The sequence below is a fragment of the Bradyrhizobium sp. cf659 genome (assembly GCF_900113725.1).
In the GTDB taxonomy this organism is placed as follows: Bacteria; Pseudomonadota; Alphaproteobacteria; order Rhizobiales; family Xanthobacteraceae; genus Bradyrhizobium.
This window is the reverse complement of sequence record NZ_FOQJ01000003.1, coordinates 212689-231933: the sequence shown is the minus strand read 5'-3', so window position 1 is coordinate 231933 and position 19245 is coordinate 212689. Positions and strand designations below refer to the sequence as shown.

Below are 19245 nucleotides of genomic sequence, written 5' to 3'. Positions count from 1 at the left end.
CGGAGTGGAATTCAGCAATTCGAACAAAAACTCGTGCCTTCAATGTTTTAGGCAGGTTGCGGGCTCCTGATGCACGGTTTGGCGCTTTCGGCGGCAAGGCTGACGCGAATCTCCATGGCAATCCTGCGCAGGCGCCATGAAGTTTTGATGATTTCGGCCGCACAATGTTCCGTCACGCCTTAAGCCGACGTCAATCTATGGGCCGCGCCCGCCTGTTGAAAGAGGGCGAGGGGGTCGTTCTGGACGGATTTTCCGATGCACCGAACGGGTGCAGCGCAGCGGCAGCTTAAGGGGCGGTCAGATAGCCGCGCTGATAGGCGCTGGCCTGGTCGTCGAAAATCGCCATGGCCGTCGTCATCCGGCGGAAGCCGAGACGCTCATAAAAGCCCTCTTTGCCAGGCACCGCGTAGAGGATGATTTTGCGATGTCCGCGGCATCGCGCCAGCAGCCGCGCGATGATCTCGCGGCCGAGGCCTTGCCCCTGACAGTCCGGGTGCACCGCGACATCACAGAGATAGGCGCAGTCGCGGCCGTCCGCCAGCGCTCGGCCGGCGCCAACCAGCCGGCCTTGGTCATAAGCGAAGGCACAGAACATGCTGTTGCCGAACACCAGCGCGAGATCGGCTGGTGTCTTGTTGCCGAGCGGAGCGATGCGGTAGAGCGCGGAAAGCTCGTTCCAGTCGATTGCCGCCAGACCTTCGTTCCAGACAACCGACATCGGCGTGCCTCCCCGGATCAATGCCGCGCCGCGGTAACGGCCGCGACGATCTCGTCGGTGCCGGGAAAATGGCCCTTGCTGCGGCTGGCGACAACCTTGTCGCTGAGCTTGACCTGAAAGATGCCGCCCTTGCCGGCCACGAGATCCGCCTCCAGCGCCAGTTGCCGGCGCAGCGCCGCAGCAACTTCCTTCGCACGCTTCTCGTAGCCGCAGGGACGGCAATAGATGATCGTCACATCCGACATCTCATCCCTCCTCACGCGGCGAGCTGCGGACGCACCGCTTCGATGCCGGCGATCCAGCCGGCCACCGATCGGCCGATTGCGTCAGCGTGGTCCTCCTGCAGATAATGCAATCCCGCGCCAAGCCGGATCAACGCGCAACGCGTCAGCGAGGCCGCAAACCGCTCGGCAAATTCCGGCGAGACGAGCGCGCCCGGTTCGCCGGTGAACAGGAGTTTCGGATAGGAAGATGCGGCCAGCGCCGCATGGGCGGATTGGAGCGCCTCATAAACATCGGCAGGCTCGCCCGCGATCGGCAGCTCGCGGGGAAACGCAAGAACGGGGCGACGGCTCTCAGGCGTCGGGAACGGCGTACGATAGGGCGCCATCTCTTCGTCGCTGAGCTTGCGGACGATTCCGCCGGGCAGAATGCGCTCGACGAACGCATTCGCCTCGAGGATCATGGCCTCACCCTCGCCCGGCGTCCTGAACTTGCGAAAGACCGCTCTCGCCGCCTCGGCATGGTCTTGCTCCTCCGCGACCTCGGTATGGTGGAAATCCTGCCAGGTCGGCATCGGGCGGATGAATTCCATGAAGGCTAATCCGCGTACGAAATCCGGCCGGCGCGCGGCGAGATGAAATGCGAGCGCGGTGCCCCAGTCCTGCGCGACGAGATAGGCCGATGTGATGCCGCGCTGTTCGATGAACGCATCGAGATAGCGGACATGGTCGAAGAAGCGGTAGGCGATGTCGGGCTTACCGGATTGGCCGAGGCCTATGAGATCGGGCGCAATGCAATTCGCGACCGGTGACACCAACGGCAGGATGTTGCGCCAGATGTGCGACGAGGTTGGGTTGCCGTGCAGAAACAGCGCGACCGGCGCATCCTGCGCACCCGTCTCGCGATAGGCCATGCTGCTTCCCAGCACGGGCGCGTTGCGAATCTCGATCTCGATTGGCTTGCTCATGTCAGCTCCCTGAACACGGTTTGAAATGCGATGGTCTTGAAACGTTCGAGCGCTTTCGGATTGCGATCGACCTTCATCCGCAGGATCGCACCCTGCCAGGACGCGAGCAGGAAATCGGCAAGCTCCTCGGGCTCGAAATCGGATGCGATCTCGCCGCGCGCCTGAGCGTCGGCGATGCAGGCCGCGAACGGCACGCGCCATTCGGCAAAAATCTCGGTCAGGCGCGTGCGCAGCATTTCGCTGCTGCCGGTCGCCTCCAGGCTGAGATCGCCGATCAGACAGCCACGACCGTAACCGTCGGCCTCGAGCCGGCCGGTGATGATGTCGAGATAACGCTTGAGGCGCGCGCGCGGTGTCAGCGAGGTGTCCTCAAGCGCTTCTGCGACCAGCCCCCTGGTGACGTCGAAGTAGCGGTCGAGCACCTCCGAAGCGAACGCTTCCTTGGAGCGGAAATGGTTGGTGAAGGACCCCTGCGGCGCGCCCGCCGCAGCGGTGACGTCGCGCACGCTGGTGCCATGATAGCCGGTCCGGAACATGACCTTGAGGCCGGCGTCGAGGATCGCGTCTTTGAGTGAGGGCTTTGGCATGGCCGAATAATACGTACGTACGTATTAAAATCAAGCATGCTTTCTGCATTGGGTAATTTGCTTGCCGATCAAGCTGTTATCGCAATGTCAGATGAGGGCGGACCCCGAGACTCAAGCCGCCGGCTGGCTCCGCGAGACCACCCGGTCGCGCAGCCAGGCGCCGATGGTGCAGCCGACCAGGTAGCAGGCGAACATGATGAGGCCGAGGTCGAGCCAGTAGCCGAAGCGGCCGGGGACTACATGCGCAAGCGAGGCCGCGACCAGCGCGACGGCGAGCGCGGCGAGCCAGCGCGCGGTGACCTTCGAGGTGCCGTTGCCGCGCTGGACCACCGAGATCCAGCCCATGCAGAAACCCAGCACCAGCGATCCGATCAGCCAGCCCAGATGGAACGAGAGGAGATAGGGCATCGTCACCTCACCAGAAATTCGATGCGGCGGTTCTGCGCCTTGCCGTCGTCGGTGTCGTTGCCGGCGACCGGCTGCGTGCTGCCGTGGCCAACCGCGGTGAAGCGGCTGGCGGGAAGGCCGGCCTTGACCAGATAGTCGATCACCGCCTGCGCGCGCTTCTCCGAGAGGGCCTGGTTGAACGCGTCCTCACCGTCGGCATCAGTGTGCCCGGCGACCTCGATATTGGTGGTGGGGCAGCGCAGCCCGGTCTCGATGAGATGATCGAGAATGCCGGCGGAATCCGGATCGATGTCGGCGCGCTTCGTTGCAAAGCGGATCTTGCCCTTGGTCAGAAGCTCGGAGAACAATTGCTGGCAGACGGTGCCGTCGACCGGGCCCGGCGCAGGCTTCACCGTGATTTCCGGCTTGTACTGCCAGTTTTTCGGGAAGTCCTTGCCGAGGCCGGCGCGGATGTCGTTGGCGGCGCCTTCATAGAGCGCATCGCCCGACAGCTTCACCTCGCGATCGGACACCACGAGCGTGCCGGTCGACAGCCGCGACAGCGCTCCGAGCGCTGCGACCACGGCGGGGTTGAAGGCGCCGGGCGCGCCGAGGCTGGCCTTGAGATTGTCGACGACCTTCTCGTTGAAGAACTTTCGCGACGCGCTGGTTGCGATCGCCGCATGGACATTGTTGTCGGGAACATAGCCGGTCAGCGTCACGGTCGCGGCAACCGGGTCCTTGTAGGCCTGGAAGATGTAGGGCGGCGCCTTGATGTCGTTGGCGGCGATCGAGAACCCTTCCGGCAAATTCTTCAGCGCAGCCGCGATCGCCTCGCGTCCGCCGAGCTCGCGCGCCATTCCGGACAGATTGACCTGGGTGTCGGAGATCGTGATCTTGCCGTCCTTGAGCTTGCCGATCTGGTCGAGCAAAAGCATCGCGGCGGCCTCGAAACGCGGTGGCGCGCCACGCGCCAGCCCCATCTGATCGGCCACCTCGACGCCGCCGACCTCCTTGCGCGCCGCCTCCGTCAGCCGGGCCTTCATCGACGGCAAGGGCGCGGAGCCCGACAGCGTCACCCGCACCACGTCGCGTTCGGCGTTCCAGACGAAGGGCTTTGCCTCGGCAACGAGGCGGGTCCGGTCATCGACCAGGCGCACGCCCGGGACGATCTCCACCGCCATCACGGCGTCGCGGCGCCCTTCCTCGGAAAAGGCGTCCGCGGCCAGGCTGACGTCGCGGCCGTCCACCGCGATCCGGGTCTTGTCCAGAACGGTATCCTTGAGCGCCGCCGAGCTGCGGGCGGACAGGTCCGCCTCGACCGGTAAGGTGTTATTCCAGGCCGCAAATCCCCACATGACGGCCAGGGGGATCAGCCCTGGCCACCATTTGCTGGCCCACCTGAAAAGCTTCTGCATTCGACGACCCGAACTCTGGAACCGGAGACAAAACAAACCCTTGGCAGGCTGTCAAACCGGAAATGGCGGCCCTCGCAAGGCCTTTGCGTGGACAATTGGAATAACTTTTTCTTCAAGGGTTCTTCCGTAAGTTGAAAGTGGAAGGCCAGAGTCCGCCAGCGGGTCATGAAACAACTTCGTAACAACGTCATCCGCGCCGGGCTGGGAGCACTCTATTTCAGCGGAGCGCACCACCTGTTGCGCCCGCTCCTGTCGGGCGTTGGCGCCATTTTCATGCTGCACCACGTGCGGCCGGCTCGCGAGGCCGCGTTCCAGCCGAACCGGCATCTGGAGGTCACCCCGGATTTCCTGCGCGCGACGCTGTGCCATCTGCGCTCGCGCGAGATCGATATCGTCAGCATGGACGAGCTGCATGAGCGGCTGGTGCAGGGCCGGTTCACCCGCCGCTTCGCCGCCTTCACCCTCGACGACGGCTATCGCGATAATCTGGACCATGCGCTGCCGGTGCTGCGCGAATTTGACGCGCCTTTGGCGGTCTATGTCGCCAGCGATTTCGCCGAGGGCACGGGGCGGCTGTGGTGGACGGCGCTGGAAGCCGTGATCGCCGGGACCGAGCAGATCGACGTAAGAATCGGCAATTCCGCGCTCCGGCTCGACGCGACGACGCCTGCCGCGAAACAGGCGGCGTTCGACCGCCTGCACGACTGGCTGCGCGCGCTGCCGGGCGAGCATGATCTTTCGCGCGAGATCGCGGCGCTCTGCACCAGACATGGCGTCGACATGGAAGCGCTGTGCCGCACCCTCTGCCTGTCCTGGGACGGGGTGAAGCAGCTGGCCGCGGATCCGCTGGTCACGATCGGTGCGCACTCCATCAGCCATTGCAATCTCGCCAGGCAGAGCGAGGAGATCGCCGCGCAGGAGATGGCGGTGAGCCGCACGCGGATCGAGCAGGCCCTGGAGCGTCCCGTGCTGCACTTCGCCTATCCCTATGGCGACCGCGAGGCGGCCGGCGAGCGCGAATTCGCACTGGCCGCATCGGCCGGCTTCAAGACCGCGGTGACGACGCGGCCGGGCATGCTGTTCGCCGAGAACGCCGGCCACATGACCGCGCTGCCGCGCGTCTCGCTCAACGGCAACTACCAGGACACGCGGATCCTGCCGGTGCTGACCTCGGGCGCCGCGACCGCGATGTGGAACGGCTTCCGCCGGATTGCGGCGGCGTAGCTCCCCGCTTGGTGTCGTCCCGGCGAAGGCCGGGACCCATACCGCGTGATTTTTCGATTGCGATCGGTATCAATCCCGAACGACCAGCCTTCGCCAAACGTCTCCCTGTGGTTATGGGTCCCGGCCTCCGCCGGGACGACACCGAGTTGGTTGAACGGCTGACGCACCACACTCCCACCGTTTCTTGACTCCCCTCTCCTCCCCGCCCAAAACGTCACAAACCAAGGGAGGCACCATGTTCAACGATCTGTTCTCGCTCAAAGGCCGCATCGCACTCGTGACCGGCGGCTCGCGCGGCATCGGCAAGATGATCGCGGCGGGCTTCCTCGCGCAAGGCGCGGCGAAGGTCTACATCACCGCGCGCAAGGCCGGGCCGTGCGAGGCGACGGCGAAGGAGCTGTCAGGCCAATATGACGGCGAGTGCATCGCGCTGCCGATCGACATCTCGACCGTCGAAGGCTGCGACAAGCTCGCCGGCGAAATCATCAAGCTGGAGCCGAAGCTCGACATCCTCGTCAACAATGCCGGTGCGGCCTGGGGCGCGGAGTTCGACGAATTCCCCGAAAGCGGCTGGGACAAGGTGATGGACCTCAACGTCAAGTCGCTGTTCTTCCTGACCAAGGCGCTGGCGAAACCGCTGCGCGCGGCTGCAAGCGCAGAACGTCCGGCCAAGGTCATCAACATCGCTTCGGTCGACGGCATCTTCGTCAATCCGAGCGAGACCTATTCCTACGCCGCCAGCAAGGCCGCCGTGATCCATCTGACGCGGCGCATGGCGACGAAGCTGATCAAGGACAGCATCAACGTCACCGCGATCGCGCCCGGCGCGTTCAAGTCCGACATGAACCGGGCCGCGCGCGACCACGCGGACGACGTTGCCAAGCGCATTCCGGCGCGGCGGATCGGAACCGACGAGGACATGGCAGGAGTCGCGATCTATCTCGCCTCGCGTGCGGGTGATTACGTGGTCGGCAACACCATCGCCGTCGATGGCGGCGTGGTCTATGCCAATGCCGGGCTGGAGATCGCGGGGTAGGCGCGCTTCGGCGGCGCGCACCAGTCACATTCCGGCGTCGTCCCGGCGAAGGCCGGGACCCATACCGCGGAATCTATCGATTGCGGTTGGTATGAGTACCGGACGACGAGCCTTCGTCAAACTACTCCCTGTGGTTATGGGTCCCGGCCTTCGCCGGGACGACACCGGAGTTGTGGCGCGGCCGTCGCGTCTCGCGAGCAGCCGCTACGACTCGATCTTCACGTATTCGAAATCGCCGGGCTTGTTGTCGATGCCGACCTTCGGCGGCGAGATCCAGGAGGCGAATTTGCCGGTCTCGGTGACGGGCTGCATCAGCGAGGTGATGAAATCGCCGTCGGCCGTCGAAGGCAGCCATTCGTCCTTGCGCTTCGCCCAGGTGGCATCGTCGATCAAAATGCCGTCGGGCGTCGCATGGACGTCCTTGAACTCGCCGATGTGGCGATGGAAGGCGACGTTGGGCAGGGCCAGCTTGAAGTCGTAGCCCGCGGTCGAAATCACCTTGTTCCAGCGCAGCATGCCCTTGACGCAATCCTGGCTGTAATCGTCGCGCAGGCGCATGTTGAGCGCGGTCAGCGCCGGCTCGTCGACCAGCTTGATCTCGCCGTTGATGAACTTGAGTACCGGATAGGTGGCGTTCTTGAGCTGGTGATCGTCCTCGATCTGGGTCTCGTGATAGCGGCCCTTGATGCCGGCGTTGAAGGCGTTGGCCGCATTGGTCGAGACCTCCGAGCCGAACAGGTCGAGCGACAGCGTATAGTGCAGGTTCAGCTTCTTCTGGATGGTCGGCAGGTCGATCACACCGAGCGCGCGGACCTTGGCGATGTCGGTGGGATCGGTGATGCCGGCTTCGCGCATGGCATCGCAGGTGCGCTGCACGACACGGGTGATGCCGGTCTCGCCGACGAACATGTGGTGCGCTTCTTCCGTGAGCATGAAGCGGCAGGTGCGCGACAAGGGATCGAAGCCCGACTGCGCGAGGCTGTGCAGCTGCATCTTGCCGTCACGGTCGGTGAAGTAGGTGAACATGAAGAAGGACAGCCAGTCCGGCGTCGCCTCGTTGAAGGCGCCGAGCATGCGCGGCGCGTCCGCATCGCCGGAGCGGCGGCGCAGCAGATCGTCGGCTTCCTCGCGGCCGTCGCGGCCGAAATATTTTTGCAGCAGGTAGACCATCGCCCAGAGGTGGCGGCCTTCCTCGACATTGACCTGGAACAGGTTGCGCATGTCGTAGAGCGAGGGCGCAGTCTTGCCGAGATGGCGCTGCTGCTCCACCGAGGCCGGCTCGGTGTCGCCCTGGATCACGATCAGGCGGCGCAGCATGGCGCGATGCTCGCCCGGCACTTCCTGCCAGGCCGGCTCGCCATAGTGCTCGCCGAAGGGAACGACGCGGTTCTCTTCCTGCGGCGCGAGCAGGATGCCCCAGCGATATTCGGGCATGCGGACATAGTCGAACTTGGCCCAGCCGCGCGGATCGACGGAGTAAGCGGTGCGCAAATACACCAGCGACTCCTGGAAACCTTCCGGCCCCATGTCGCTCCACCAGTCCATATAACCGGGATGCCAGCCTTCCAGCGCCTTCAGCACCTGGCGGTCTTCGGCGAGATTGACGTTGTTGGGAATCTTGGTCGAGTAGTCGACGTTCATGATGTTCATGTTCATGGCCGTGCTCCTTGGTCTGTTCCGTGTCCCGGCCGCTGCGCAGCGCAAAGCGGTGCGCTGCAGAGCCGGGACCTATTGTCTGGTCCGTCTGGATCCCGGTTCAGCATCGCATCACTTCGTGCTGCGCCGCGCCCGGGACACGAAAGTCGTTACACCCGCGTCATATCGAATTTCGGCTTCTGCCCGCTGCCGTAGCGGCGCAGCGCGCCTTCCTCGCCGACCGCGTTCGGGCGCTGGAAGATCCAGTTCTGCCAGGCGGTGAGGCGCGCGAAGATCTTTGATTCCATCGTCTCGGGGCCGACGAAGCGCAGGCTGGCTTCCATGCCGGTGAGGCTGTCGGGCGAGAAGCTGGCGCGCTCCTCCAGAAACACGCGGACCTCGTCATCCCAGTCGATGTCGTCGAGCGCGAAGGTTACGAGGCCGAGCTCCTCCGCCTCCTCGGCGTCCAGGCTGGTGCCGACGGTGGCTTCCGCGCGCTCCAGATCGGACGGGTCGGCCTGGAAGCGCGACTGAAGCCGCGTCAGGCCATGGCTCATCGGATACGGGCCAAAGTTCATCGCGGACAGTTCGATCGACGGCGGCGGCCGGTTGTCGCCCTGACGCGTGCCGATCAGCATGTAGGAGCGGTCGGCGGCGAAGACGAGCTCGGCGAGCGTGCCGGCAAAGCAGGAGCCGGGCTCGACCAGCGTCACCAGCGTGCGCGAGGTGACGTCGATACGCTTGAGCACGCGCTTCCAGTAATGCCTGATCTCGTTGACCAGCCAGTGCGCCTTGTTGGCTTCGAGGAAGGCGTCGGCTGCGAGCACATGGGCGCGGTCGCCATGGCTCTTGAACACCAGCATGGCGATCTCGAGCTCGTTGATGCGCAGATGCAGGATCGCATCGTCGAGCTCGCGCGCGACCTGGAGCGGCCAGAACGAAGCGCCCTGCGCCATCATGCCGTCGATGTCGGCTGGCGGCGCGGCCTCCGGCGCCTTGATCGAGATGGTGGCGATGCGGGCGGCACGATCGATGTCGACGGTGACGAAGCCGTAGCGCAGGCTGGTCTCGTCGACGATGCGCCTGAGCGGCGTCAGCGCAATGCCCTTGCCGCTGCCGCCGCGCCTGGAGGAAGCTGCGAATTCCTTGACGCGCTCGGCAATCTTGCCTTCCAGCTTGGAGTTCGGCGCGATCTCGTCGACGAGACGCCACTGCACGGCGCGCTTGCCTTTCACGCCTTCCTCGATGGTGCAGAAGAAGTCGGCATGGTCGCGGCGCACCTTGCGCTTGTCGACGACGCGGGTGAGGCCGCCGGTGCCCGGCAGCACCGCGAGCAGCGGCACTTCGGGCAGCGCCACCGAAGAAGCACCGTCGTCGGCGAGGATGATGTGGTCGGTCGCAAGCGCCAGCTCATAGCCGCCGCCGGCGGCCGAGCCGTTCACCACGGTGATGAAGCGCTGGCCGGAATTCTCGGACGAATCCTCCATGCCGTTGCGGGTCTCGTTGGTGAACTTGCAGAAGTTGACCTTGTGGGCGTGGGTCGAGCCCGCGAGCATGCGGATGTTGGCGCCGGCGCAGAACACGCGGTTCTTCGCCGAGCGCATCACCACCACCTTCACCTCGGGATGCTCGAAGCGCAGCCGCTGGATCGCATCGGCAAGCTCGATGTCGACGCCGAGGTCGTAGGAATTGAGCTTGAGCAGATAGCCCTCGAACAGGCCGCCATTCTCGTCGACGTCCATGGTCAGCGTGGCGACATCGCCATCGACCGCAAGCTTCCAGTGCTTGTAGCGGGACGGTTCGGTCTGGAAATCGATGAATGTCGCGCCGCCTGCGAGGCGCCGATCTTCCCCGGCCATGGGCCACCCTTGAGTTCGTCTTGGTTTAACCGTTAGATGCACAATAGTGCACATTCTGGAGTGAGTCTAGCCCATAACGGCCAAGACATGCACTTTGTTTCATGCCGACGCCTAGGACCGCACAATGGCGCCGAGTGCGATCCAGTCGGCCTTGGAGAGCTGGGGACGGCCGATCTTGGCCTGGAGCAAGGCCGTCAGCGCCGCAATGGAGAAGCTCTCGACAAAGCCGTCGCCGGCCGCAGCCGTCTTGCGCGCGTTCAGCGCGCGCAGCTCCGCCAACGCCTCGCCGAACAGCCGTGCCGCCGAATGCGACCTTTGCATACGCAGCCGCAAATTCGCATTGGCGATGTGGATGCAGGCGCGCAGCAGAATGCGCTCGCGGCCGCCCTGGGGCGCCGCGGCCCACACCGCCTCCAGCACCTCCTGCGCTTCCCAGAAATAGCCGCGGTCGTTGAGCGCGAGCCCGTAGCGCAGCGCCGGATGGCGCGCCGGCACATGGCCGCGAAAGGCCGAGGGCACCAGCGCCTTGGCCATGTCGAGCGTTTCGTAGTCGGCATCCAGCCCGGCGGCCTCGCCCGGCACATAGGCCCATCGCGGCCACGGCAATTGGCCGCTCGCATTCGGCGGCGCACTCATGACAGGTGCGCCTCCGCAACATCATGCGGCGCGTCCCTGAAGTCCCTGATCCTCGCGCAGGGTCGCCTTTGCAAATGGCTCAATCGCGTCAAGCGTCGCTCCCGGCGCTTCACGATGCGGGGAATGGCCCGCGTCTGAAATAATTTTTAGATCTACCGGACAATAACACTCTTCCTGCGCGATCTCGACCTGGCGCAGAGTCCCATATTGATCGTCCACACCTTGCAGGACCATGACAGGCACGCGGACATAGGCGAGATATTCCGAGATGTCCCAGTCGCGGAACTTCGGATCGAGCCAGGCGCCGTTCCAGCCGTAGAAGGCGTTGTCGACGTCCTTGTGCCAGCGCGCGAGCTTGGTCTTGAGATCGGTGGTCTCGAAGGCGGTCTTGATCGCGGCGATGGATTTGACCGAGATGTCCTCGACGATGAAATGCGGCGCGATCAGCACGAGGCCGTTCAGGCGATGATCCTGATGCGCGCCGGCATAGATCGTCGCGATCGAGGCGCCGTCGGAATGGCCGAGCAGGAGGCCACGCTTGAAGCCGATCGCATCGAGCAGTTTCGGCAGCACATCCAGCGCCTCGCGCTGCATGTAATCGAGCGGCCGCGGCAGCGCGACCGGGCTCGACTGCCCGTAGCCCGCACGCGAATAGACGAAGATGCCGGCACCGGTCGCCTCTCGTAGCTTTTCCGGAAAGTCGCCCCAGAGGCCGACCGAGCCGAGGCCCTCGTGCAGCATGACGATGGTCGGTGCGTCCGCTGATTGCGGCGCCAGCCATTTGTATTCGAGGCTGGCGTTGCCGATGCGGAGGAAGCCGGTGGGGGTGAGGTTGGTCATGCTGTCGGTTCCATTCATTCCGTCATTCCGGACAACTCGCAAAGCGAGTTGATCCGGAATCCCGAGATTGCAGTCCGCGGATCGAGATTCCGGGTTCGCGCTTCGCGCGCCCCGGAATGACGAAGCCAATCAATTCGCGCCGTCGCGCAGCTTGAACCGCTGGATCTTGCCCGTCGCGGTCTTCGGCAGCGAGTCCACCACGTCGATCCAGCGCGGATATTTCCACGGGCCGATCTTCTGCTTGACGTGCTCCTTCAACATCTCCTGCAAGTCCGTCGTCTTCACGCCCGGACGCAGCACGACGAAGGCCTTCGGCTTCAGAAGGCCTTCCGGATCGGCCTCGGGCACGACGGCGGCTTCCAGCACCGCCGGATGCGTGATCAGCGCGCTCTCGACCTCGAACGGCGAGACCCAGATGCCGGAGACCTTGAACATGTCGTCGGCACGGCCGCAGAAGGTGTAGCGGCCCTCGGCATCCCGGACATATTTGTCGCCGGTGCGGGTCCACGGGCCCTCGAAGGTGCGGCGGCTCTTGTGACGCTGGTTCCAGTAGCCTTCGCCGGCGGAGGGCGCGTCGACCAGGAGCTCGCCGACCTCGCCGTCAGCCACCTCCTGCCCGGCCTCGTTGACCAGCCGCACCGCGTAGCCCGGCACCGGCTTGCCGGAGGAGCCGTATTTGATGTCGCCGGGCGCGTTCGACAGGAAGATGTGCAGCAGCTCGGTCGAGCCGACGCCATCGAGAATGTCGACGCCGAAGCGCGCCTTCCAGCTGTTGCCGACGGATTCCGGCAGCGCCTCGCCGGCCGAGGTGCAGATGCGCAGCGATTTTCCGCCACGCGCGCTCTTCATCGTCTCGTCGTTGAGCATGGCCGCGAACAAGGTCGGCACGCCGTAGAAGATCGACGGGTTGTAGCGGTTCATCAGGTCGAACATACGTGCCGGCGTCGGACGCTCGCTGTTCAGCACGACGGTGGCGCCGACCGACATCGGGAAGGTCAGCGCATTGCCGAGACCATAGGCGAAGAACAGCTTTGCCGCGGAGAGGCAGACGTCGCTCTCGCGAATGCCGAGCACCTGCTTTGCGTAGGTGTCGGCGGTGGCCTGCAAGTTCGAATGCAGATGGCGCACGCCCTTGGGCATGCCGGTCGAGCCCGACGAATAGAGCCAGAATGCGGGCTCGTCCGGATGCGTCGCGGCGGTGGTGAACTGATCGCTCTCGCCCGCGAGCTCCTCGGCGAGTTGCTTGTGGCCGTTCTGCTTGGCACCGGAGACCACGACATGCTCGAGATCGGGCATGCGGCCGACGACGTCCTTGATGACGGGATAGAGCGCTTCGGAGACGAACAGCACGCGGGCACGGCAGTCGGCGAGGATGTAGGCGTATTGATCCGCGGTCAGCAGCGTGTTGAGCGGCACCGGCACGATGCCGGCGCGGATCGCGCCCAGGAACACGATCGGGAAATCGACCGTATCGAGCATGATCATCGCCACGCGCTCCTCGCGGCGGACGCCGAGACGGCGCAGCATGTTGGCGGCGCGGCGGCTTTCGCGCTGGAGCTCGCCATAGGTGAGCCGCGAGACGGTGTCGTCGAAGGCGAGCTTGTTGCCACGCCCCTCCTCGACGTTACGGTCGAGCAGCCAGGTCACCGCGTTATAGGATCCCTCGCTCACGGACTTCTCCCCCGAATTTAGAATTATAATTCATAGAAAGACACCGCGGCGGCTTGCTGTCAATGCTAGCAGGCATTATGTTTCATTAAAATGCGCCGCAGGACATCCGCTAAAGAAGGCTCATGACCGACAGTCCCGACGCCGAATCCCGATTTCTCGAACAGCTCGGCCAACGCGTGCGCACCATGCGCGCACTGCGCGGCATGTCGCGCAAAGTGCTCGCCAAGGTATCAGGAATCTCGGAGCGCTACATCGCCCAGCTCGAAAGCGGCAAGGGCAATGTCTCGATTGTTCTGCTGCGCCGCGTCTCCGACGCGATGGGCGCGCATCTCGAAGATCTGCTGCCCAGCGCCGATCCGACGCCGGACTGGCAGATGTTTCGCGATCTCCTGCGCAAGGCGACGCCTGCGCAGATCGCGCAGGCCAAGGATTTGCTCGCCGGCGGCAGCGCATCGGCGCCGCGCCGCGCGCCGTTCTGCGGCATCGCGCTGATCGGCCTGCGCGGCGCCGGCAAGTCCACGCTCGGCAAGATCCTGGCGAAGAAGATCGGCTGGAGCTTTGTCGAGCTCAACAAGGAGGTCGAGCAGCAGAACGGCCTCTCGGTCGCCGAGATCATCGCGCTGTACGGCCAGGAAGGCTTTCGCCGCATGGAGCAGGCGGCGCTGCAACAGCTGCTCGCACGCAACGAGCTGATGGTGCTGGCGACCGGCGGCGGCATCGTCTCGGAGCCCCTGACCTTCGACCAGATCCTGTCGTCGTTCTACACGATCTGGCTGAAGGCCGAGCCCGAGGAGCACATGGCCCGCGTCCGCCGCCAGGGCGACCTGCGTCCGATGGCGGATGATCGTTCCGCCATGACGGAGTTGCGCAACATTTTGCGCAGCCGCGAGCCATTGTATGCGCGTGCGACGGCGGTGGTGGATACCGCCGGACTCAGCGTGGATACCGCCGCCGCGCGCCTGATCGACGCGGTGCGCCCGGTGCTGCAGAACGAAGCGCGCAGCTTCGGGCTGCGCAGCGTGGCGCTGTAACCCCCGCCGTCGTCCCGGCGAAGGCCGGGACCCATACCGCGTGATCTATCAGTCGCGATCGATAGAAGTACCGAACGGCGAGTCTTCGCCAAACCCCTCCCTGTGGTTATAGGTCCCGGATCTGCGCGCGCTTGAGGCGCGCTTGTCCGGGACGACAGCGAGGATTTTGCGCGACTTCCGACAACACTATATCAACGCTCCACAGTGAATCTCTGGACAAGACATGACCGATAGCGACGTCGCAATTTCCATGTTCGAGCGGATCGGCGGCAGTGCCACGATCGACCGGCTGGTCGAGCGCTTCTATGAGCGGATGGATACGCTGCCGGAGGCGCGCACCATTCGCGTGATGCACGCAGCCGATCTCGGCCTGATCAAGGACGTGCTGAAGCGCTATCTCACCGAATGGACCGGCGGACCAAGACTTTATTCGGTCGAGAAAGGCCATCCGCGGTTGCGCCAGCGGCATATCGGCTTTGCCATCGGCGACGCCGAACGCGATGCGTGGCTCACCTGCATGCGCGGCGCGCTGGAGGAGACAATCGCGGACGCTGCCGCGCGGCAGGACCTCGACAAGGCGCTGTCCGGTCTCGCCGACTGGATGCGCAACCGCTAGGCACCGACGGGCAAGGCGGGGCGCGCCATGCACTTGGAGGGGCGCCATTGCGGCGCTATGCTGCGCGCGATGGACGCTGCCGCAAACCCCGATGTCATCCGTCGGCCCGCCTCACCACGCCTTGCGCGGCTGGTCTCCGGCATCTCGTTCTATCGCGAGCGCGGCGTCGGGTTGGCCGGCTTCCGGCACGCGGCGCCGCTTGCGCTGCCTCTTCTCGTGAATTTGGGGACGCCCTTCCGCATTGCACTTGGGCGTGGACCGGATGTTGCCGACGCTCGGCCGAGTTTCGCGGCTGGTCTCTTTCCCGGACCGGTCCTCATCGAATCCGATGGCTGCGCCGAATGCGTTCAGGTCGATTTCACCCCGCTCGGAGCGTATCGCTTCTTCGGAGGAGCGGTGCCGGATCTGACCGCGCGCATGGTGGGCCTGGACGACATTCTGGGACGGGATGGCGAGAATCTCCGCGCCAGGGTTGCCGAGGCGGTCGGATGGCAGCGACGATTTGAGATCGTGGAAGACTTCGTGCTTCGTCGCGCTGTGCATGAGCCCTCGCCGGCGATCGCCTTCGCCCTCGATACGCTCTGGCGACGGGCCGGCGCAGTCCGGATCACCCAGCTTGCCTCCGACATTGGCTGGAGCCGCAAGCATCTCACGCGCCGCTTCCACAACGAGATCGGCGTGCCGCCGAAGACAATGGCCCAGATGCTGCGCTTTCATCGGGCCTGCTCGCTGGCCCGCACGGACGGGACAGGCGGCTGGGCGGCCGTCGCGGCTGACGCCGGCTATGCCGACCAGGCGCATCTTGCCCGCGACTTCCGAATATTCAGCGGCGAGACGCCGACCGGATGGGCCGCGCGGCTCGATTTTGCGGATCCACGCCTGATGCGGGACGGCGGCGGATAGCGCCTGGTCCCATTTGTTCAAGCCCGGCTGGCGCGATCCGAACTAGGCTTGGCATTGCAAAAGACCTGAAGAATCCAAAGACCTGGAGAGTTTCATGAACCAGCAGAATGGCTATGAAGCGCCGCGCCTGTACCACACCATGCGCTGCAAGGACGCGGAGGCGATGATCGCTTGGCTGAAAAACGTCCTCGGTTTCGCCGAACGCGTGGTCTATCGCAAAGACGGTACGGTCGTTCACGCCGAATTGGCATTTGGATCGTCGATCCTCATGCTCGGTGCGCATCGCGATGATGCGTACGCAAAGCGGGTCGGCGACATCGACGGCCGCCGGACGGATGCCATTTATCTGGCTGTCGACGATCCCGACGCACTCTATGCGAGGGTGAAGGCGTCCGATGCGACGATCGAAATGGAACCCTACAACACCGATTATGGCAGCCGCGATTTCGCGGCGCGCGATCCCGAGGGCGGCCTCCGGAGCTTTGGAACCTACTGGCCCAAGGTGGGCGAAAATCCGCTGCCGGGATAGGTCAGACGGTTGCTTCAGATGCCGCTCGGCGGGCGCGACAAGCTCGACCGAGCCCGCAAACGCGATACGGCTGCGAACCCGTCCTGCTCTTTAGACCGACCAATAGTTCGGATGCGGGTAGGGCCGCGAGCGGTCGCCCCAGTCGAACTCGTCGCCATCGATTTCGCAGGGGCCGCTGCTCAATTGCTCCGACGACAGTTCGACCTGGAAGGCCTGACGGCCGCGATCGTATTTCAGCGCGCTCCACTGCACCGGATAATGGTGATGAGTACCGAGCAGCCCGCCGGTCTTGATCACGGCATAGGTGACCATTCCGCTGACCTTGTCGAGCATCAGTCGCTCGATCGTGCCGAGCTTCGTGCCGTCGCGCCCGTAGACGGCGACGTGCTCCACGCGATCACTGGGAACCATGGTATGTTGCATGGCATCCTCCCTCGTCTTGGGTGGAGCGCATTATAGTCGCGTAGCCCGGATGAGCGAAGCGACATCCGGGGTCTGCGACACTTTCCCGGGTATCGCGGAGCCTGTCATCGGGCGGCGCTTCGCGCCGACCCGTTGGCTCACCCGGGCTACGCGCTACAGCAACCGCGAACGCACCGCTTCGGCCCCCTCGCGCAGCAGCGGCAGGAAGCGGTCGATCAGCTCCTGCGCCGGCACGCGGTCGACATGGGCGCCCATGTTGATGGCTGCGACGATCACGTCGTCATAGCGGCGGACGGGGACGGAGATCGAGCGGAAATGCGGCTCGGCCTCGCGGTCGACCAGCGAGTAGCCCTGCGCGCGGTCGGCTGCGATGCGCGTGAGCAGCGCCCTGGGATCGGTCACCGTCTGCGGCGTCAGCGCCTCACGCTTCATCGCCTTCAGGCGCCTGGCAAGTTCGGCATCGTCGCGCTGGCCGAGCATGGCACGGCCGACCGAGGTGCAGAAGGCCGGCAGGCGGTAGCCGATTTCTAATCCGCCCGAAAACATCCGCGCCGGACTGCTGCGCGCGACGAACACGACGTCGTCGCCGTCGAGCACCGCGAGCGAGGAAATTTCGTTTGCCGCCGTCGCGACGCGATCGAGCACCGGTTGCAGGACCGTGACGAGCTGATTGGAACGCAGATAAGACGCCGCCAGCGTCAGCACGTGCGGCGTCAGCGAGAACAGCTTGCCGTCACCGGCAACGAAGCCGCCACGCTGGAGCGTGAACAGCATGCGCCGGGCGGTGGCTCGCGGAAGATCGGCGGCGCGGGCGAGATCGCTCAAGGTCATGGGGCCTACCGTCGTTCCGAAGCACTGAAGCAGGCGCAGGCCGCGATCGAGGCTTTCGACGAAATCCGTCGCGCGCTCGTCGCTCTCGCTCCGCTTCAGCTTGGGCATGGCGCCGGGACTTTCCTGCAAAATAGTGCTTGCTGCCGATCCAAGGCATGTCATAATTCGCCCATTCGTTCAATAGGCGAACACACGCTTTGGATAGTTTCGGTTAGGTAGCCTCGATCTCTCGCTCCCTCGCCCCGCTCGCGGGGAGAGGCGAAGGGAAACGTGCTCCGCTGATCGACAACGATCCTCATCAAGAAGGACGCGACCGCCATGATGAGCCAGGGGCAGAACGACCTGATCACCCGCACCGGGCCGAAGGACCCCTGCGGGAAGCTGATGCGGAGCTACTGGCAGCCGGCGGCACTGGTCGACGAGCTGGAAGGTGCGCGGCCGATCCGCCCGGTCAAACTGCTCGGCGAAAACCTCGTGCTGTTCCGCGACGAGCGAGGGCGCTACGGCCTGATCGATCGTCACTGCGCGCATCGCGGCGCCGACCTCGCCTTCGGACGGCTGGAGCATGGCGGCCTGCGCTGCGCCTTCCATGGCTGGCTGTTCGACGCCGCCGGCCAGTGCATCGAGACCCCGGCCGAGCCGAAGGATTCGAAGCTCTGCCAGAACATCCGCCAGCGCTCTTATCCCGTGGTGGAGAAGAGCGGCATCCTCTGGGCCTGGCTCGGCGAGGGTGAGCCGCCGGCATTTCCGGAGATCGACTGCTTCATCGCGCCCGGCACGCATACGTTTGCGTTCAAGGGCCACATGGCCTGCAACTGGCTGCAGGCGCTCGAGGTCGGCATCGATCCCGCGCACGCGTCCTACCTGCACCGCTTCTTCGAGGACGAGGACACCTCCACCGCCTACGGCAAGCAGTTCCGCGGCGCATCCGCCGGCAGCGACCTGCCGATGACGAAGATCCTGCGCGAATACGACCGTCCGATCATCAATGTCGAGCACACCGAATACGGCCTGCGGCTGATCGCGCTGCGCGAGATCGACGAGGAGCGCACCCATGTGCGCGTCACCAACCAGCTCTTCCCGCACGGCTTCGTCATCCCCATGAGCACGGAGATGACGATCACGCAGTGGCACGTGCCGGTCGACGACGAGAACTGCTACTGGTACGCGATCTTCACCAGCTATACGAATCCTGTCGACAAGACGAAGATGCGCGACCAGCGGCTCGAGCTCTATGAGCTGCCCGACTACAAATCGCGCAAGAACAGCAGCAACGATTACGGTTTCGATCCGCACGAGCAGCAGACGGCGACCTATACCGGCATGGGCAACGACATCAACGTCCACGACCAGTGGGCGGTGGAGTCGATGGGCGCGATCCAGGACCGCACCAAGGAGCATCTCGGCCAGAGCGACAAGGCGATCGTGCAATACCGCCGCCTGCTGCGGCAGGAGATCGAGAAGGTCGGCGGCGGCGAGAGGCCGATGTTGTTTTTGGACGAGGCCAACGCGCGCAGCATCCAGGGACCGGCGACCATGGACGGCATCGGGCCGACGCGGGGCTGGGAGACCTACTGGATGGAGGTCGACGTCAAGCGCCGCCGCGGCGCGCCCTGGACCGCGCCGGTGCCGAAGGAGATCGCGGATAACGTGCATCGGCTGACGGCGGCGGAGTGATGATGCCTTTCGCCACCGGCAGCTGTCATGCCCCG

Annotated in this window: 20 protein-coding genes; 7 read left to right on the top strand and 13 right to left on the bottom strand. The window is 64.8% G+C overall.

Features of this window, described 5'->3' with window-relative positions; all coding sequences use genetic code 11:
* Positions 1-286 precede the first annotated feature (286 nt).
* From BM118_RS15120 to BM118_RS15095, 6 genes are all read right to left on the bottom strand, one after another.
* The gene (locus BM118_RS15120) at positions 287-718 is read right to left on the bottom strand and encodes a GNAT family N-acetyltransferase (RefSeq protein ID WP_092186363.1); all 432 of its coding nucleotides are present in this window, start codon (positions 716-718) and stop codon (positions 287-289) included.
* 17 nt (positions 719-735) lie between these two features.
* Entirely contained in the window at positions 736-963 is a 228-nt protein-coding gene (locus BM118_RS15115; protein WP_092186362.1) for an Rdx family protein, read from the bottom strand.
* A gap of 11 nt (positions 964-974) precedes the next feature.
* On the bottom strand, positions 975-1907 hold the full coding sequence (locus BM118_RS15110) for a haloalkane dehalogenase (RefSeq protein WP_092186361.1): 933 nt from the start codon (positions 1905-1907) through the stop codon (positions 975-977).
* Positions 1904-2494 (bottom strand): TetR/AcrR family transcriptional regulator, encoded by a 591-nt coding sequence (locus BM118_RS15105; RefSeq protein ID WP_092186360.1) that lies wholly within the window; start codon positions 2492-2494, stop codon positions 1904-1906. Before BM118_RS15105 ends, BM118_RS15110 begins: the two co-directional genes overlap by 4 nt.
* Before the next feature lie 111 nt (positions 2495-2605).
* On the bottom strand, positions 2606-2902 hold the full coding sequence (locus BM118_RS15100) for a hypothetical protein (RefSeq protein WP_177234337.1): 297 nt from the start codon (positions 2900-2902) through the stop codon (positions 2606-2608).
* A gap of 2 nt (positions 2903-2904) precedes the next feature.
* On the bottom strand, positions 2905-4299 hold the full coding sequence (locus BM118_RS15095) for an OmpA family protein (RefSeq protein WP_092186358.1): 1395 nt from the start codon (positions 4297-4299) through the stop codon (positions 2905-2907).
* Between the two features lie 165 nt (positions 4300-4464).
* Between BM118_RS15095 and BM118_RS15090 the strand changes: the two genes are divergently transcribed.
* Both BM118_RS15090 and BM118_RS15085 read left to right on the top strand, forming a co-directional pair.
* Positions 4465-5523, top strand: coding sequence for a polysaccharide deacetylase family protein (locus BM118_RS15090; RefSeq protein WP_092186357.1), 1059 nt, complete (start codon positions 4465-4467; stop codon positions 5521-5523).
* A 235-nt stretch (positions 5524-5758) separates the two neighbouring features.
* The gene (locus tag BM118_RS15085; RefSeq protein ID WP_092186356.1) at positions 5759-6559 is read left to right on the top strand and encodes an SDR family oxidoreductase; all 801 of its coding nucleotides are present in this window, start codon (positions 5759-5761) and stop codon (positions 6557-6559) included.
* Between the two features lie 204 nt (positions 6560-6763).
* Here BM118_RS15085 and boxB read toward each other — a convergent pair whose 3' ends face one another.
* The 5 genes from boxB to BM118_RS15060 form a co-directional block, all read right to left on the bottom strand.
* Complete coding sequence (boxB, locus tag BM118_RS15080; protein ID WP_092186355.1) at positions 6764-8215, bottom strand: benzoyl-CoA 2,3-epoxidase subunit BoxB; 1452 nt, start codon at positions 8213-8215, stop codon at positions 6764-6766.
* Positions 8216-8364: 149 nt separating this feature from the next.
* The gene (boxC, locus tag BM118_RS15075) at positions 8365-10053 is read right to left on the bottom strand and encodes a 2,3-epoxybenzoyl-CoA dihydrolase (RefSeq protein WP_092186354.1); all 1689 of its coding nucleotides are present in this window, start codon (positions 10051-10053) and stop codon (positions 8365-8367) included.
* A gap of 111 nt (positions 10054-10164) precedes the next feature.
* The gene (locus tag BM118_RS15070) at positions 10165-10689 is read right to left on the bottom strand and encodes a DUF309 domain-containing protein (protein WP_092186353.1); all 525 of its coding nucleotides are present in this window, start codon (positions 10687-10689) and stop codon (positions 10165-10167) included.
* A gap of 21 nt (positions 10690-10710) precedes the next feature.
* Positions 10711-11529 (bottom strand): alpha/beta fold hydrolase, encoded by an 819-nt coding sequence (locus tag BM118_RS15065; RefSeq protein WP_177234336.1) that lies wholly within the window; start codon positions 11527-11529, stop codon positions 10711-10713.
* A 129-nt stretch (positions 11530-11658) separates the two neighbouring features.
* Complete coding sequence (locus tag BM118_RS15060; RefSeq protein WP_092186351.1) at positions 11659-13200, bottom strand: benzoate-CoA ligase family protein; 1542 nt, start codon at positions 13198-13200, stop codon at positions 11659-11661.
* A 122-nt stretch (positions 13201-13322) separates the two neighbouring features.
* Between BM118_RS15060 and BM118_RS15055 the strand changes: the two genes are divergently transcribed.
* From BM118_RS15055 to BM118_RS15040, 4 genes are all read left to right on the top strand, one after another.
* Entirely contained in the window at positions 13323-14231 is a 909-nt protein-coding gene (locus BM118_RS15055) for a helix-turn-helix transcriptional regulator (RefSeq protein ID WP_092186350.1), read from the top strand.
* A gap of 223 nt (positions 14232-14454) precedes the next feature.
* Positions 14455-14847, top strand: a complete 393-nt coding sequence (locus BM118_RS15050) for a group II truncated hemoglobin (protein WP_092186349.1) — start codon at positions 14455-14457, stop codon at positions 14845-14847.
* A gap of 57 nt (positions 14848-14904) precedes the next feature.
* Positions 14905-15750, top strand: a complete 846-nt coding sequence (locus BM118_RS15045) for a helix-turn-helix domain-containing protein (protein WP_092186348.1) — start codon at positions 14905-14907, stop codon at positions 15748-15750.
* A gap of 94 nt (positions 15751-15844) precedes the next feature.
* On the top strand, positions 15845-16279 hold the full coding sequence (locus BM118_RS15040; RefSeq protein ID WP_092186347.1) for a VOC family protein: 435 nt from the start codon (positions 15845-15847) through the stop codon (positions 16277-16279).
* A gap of 90 nt (positions 16280-16369) precedes the next feature.
* On the opposite strand, the gene BM118_RS15035 is transcribed toward BM118_RS15040, so the two are convergent.
* A complete protein-coding gene (locus tag BM118_RS15035) occupies positions 16370-16702 on the bottom strand; it encodes a PRC-barrel domain-containing protein (protein ID WP_092186346.1) in 333 nt (110 codons plus the stop codon).
* A gap of 153 nt (positions 16703-16855) precedes the next feature.
* Positions 16856-17641 carry an IclR family transcriptional regulator domain-containing protein gene (locus BM118_RS15030; RefSeq protein ID WP_092186345.1) on the bottom strand — a complete coding sequence of 262 codons (786 nt, stop codon included), beginning with the start codon at positions 17639-17641 and terminating at the stop codon, positions 16856-16858.
* Between the two features lie 210 nt (positions 17642-17851).
* On the opposite strand from BM118_RS15030, the gene BM118_RS15025 reads away from it, so the two are divergent.
* Positions 17852-19210 (top strand): aromatic ring-hydroxylating dioxygenase subunit alpha, encoded by a 1359-nt coding sequence (locus tag BM118_RS15025; RefSeq protein WP_092186344.1) that lies wholly within the window; start codon positions 17852-17854, stop codon positions 19208-19210.
* Positions 19211-19245 lie beyond the last annotated feature (35 nt).

What these genes read in the sequence shown, in the direction of transcription:
- BM118_RS15120 (WP_092186363.1), bottom strand. Translation starts at nt 718, where the DNA reads ATGTCGGTTGTCTGGAACGAAGGTCTGGCGGCAATCGACTGGAACGAG.
- BM118_RS15115 (WP_092186362.1), bottom strand. Translation starts at nt 963, where the DNA reads ATGTCGGATGTGACGATCATCTATTGCCGTCCCTGCGGCTACGAGAAG.
- BM118_RS15110 (WP_092186361.1), bottom strand. Translation starts at nt 1,907, where the DNA reads ATGAGCAAGCCAATCGAGATCGAGATTCGCAACGCGCCCGTGCTGGGA.
- BM118_RS15105 (WP_092186360.1), bottom strand. Translation starts at nt 2,494, where the DNA reads ATGCCAAAGCCCTCACTCAAAGACGCGATCCTCGACGCCGGCCTCAAG.
- BM118_RS15100 (WP_177234337.1), bottom strand. Translation starts at nt 2,902, where the DNA reads ATGCCCTATCTCCTCTCGTTCCATCTGGGCTGGCTGATCGGATCGCTG.
- BM118_RS15095 (WP_092186358.1), bottom strand. Translation starts at nt 4,299, where the DNA reads ATGCAGAAGCTTTTCAGGTGGGCCAGCAAATGGTGGCCAGGGCTGATC.
- BM118_RS15090 (WP_092186357.1), top strand. Translation starts at nt 4,465, where the DNA reads ATGAAACAACTTCGTAACAACGTCATCCGCGCCGGGCTGGGAGCACTC.
- BM118_RS15085 (WP_092186356.1), top strand. Translation starts at nt 5,759, where the DNA reads ATGTTCAACGATCTGTTCTCGCTCAAAGGCCGCATCGCACTCGTGACC.
- boxB (WP_092186355.1), bottom strand. Translation starts at nt 8,215, where the DNA reads ATGAACATGAACATCATGAACGTCGACTACTCGACCAAGATTCCCAAC.
- boxC (WP_092186354.1), bottom strand. Translation starts at nt 10,053, where the DNA reads ATGGCCGGGGAAGATCGGCGCCTCGCAGGCGGCGCGACATTCATCGAT.
- BM118_RS15070 (WP_092186353.1), bottom strand. Translation starts at nt 10,689, where the DNA reads ATGAGTGCGCCGCCGAATGCGAGCGGCCAATTGCCGTGGCCGCGATGG.
- BM118_RS15065 (WP_177234336.1), bottom strand. Translation starts at nt 11,529, where the DNA reads ATGACCAACCTCACCCCCACCGGCTTCCTCCGCATCGGCAACGCCAGC.
- BM118_RS15055 (WP_092186350.1), top strand. Translation starts at nt 13,323, where the DNA reads ATGACCGACAGTCCCGACGCCGAATCCCGATTTCTCGAACAGCTCGGC.
- BM118_RS15050 (WP_092186349.1), top strand. Translation starts at nt 14,455, where the DNA reads ATGACCGATAGCGACGTCGCAATTTCCATGTTCGAGCGGATCGGCGGC.
- BM118_RS15045 (WP_092186348.1), top strand. Translation starts at nt 14,905, where the DNA reads ATGCTGCGCGCGATGGACGCTGCCGCAAACCCCGATGTCATCCGTCGG.
- BM118_RS15040 (WP_092186347.1), top strand. Translation starts at nt 15,845, where the DNA reads ATGAACCAGCAGAATGGCTATGAAGCGCCGCGCCTGTACCACACCATG.
- BM118_RS15035 (WP_092186346.1), bottom strand. Translation starts at nt 16,702, where the DNA reads ATGCAACATACCATGGTTCCCAGTGATCGCGTGGAGCACGTCGCCGTC.
- BM118_RS15030 (WP_092186345.1), bottom strand. Translation starts at nt 17,641, where the DNA reads ATGCCCAAGCTGAAGCGGAGCGAGAGCGACGAGCGCGCGACGGATTTC.
- BM118_RS15025 (WP_092186344.1), top strand. Translation starts at nt 17,852, where the DNA reads ATGATGAGCCAGGGGCAGAACGACCTGATCACCCGCACCGGGCCGAAG.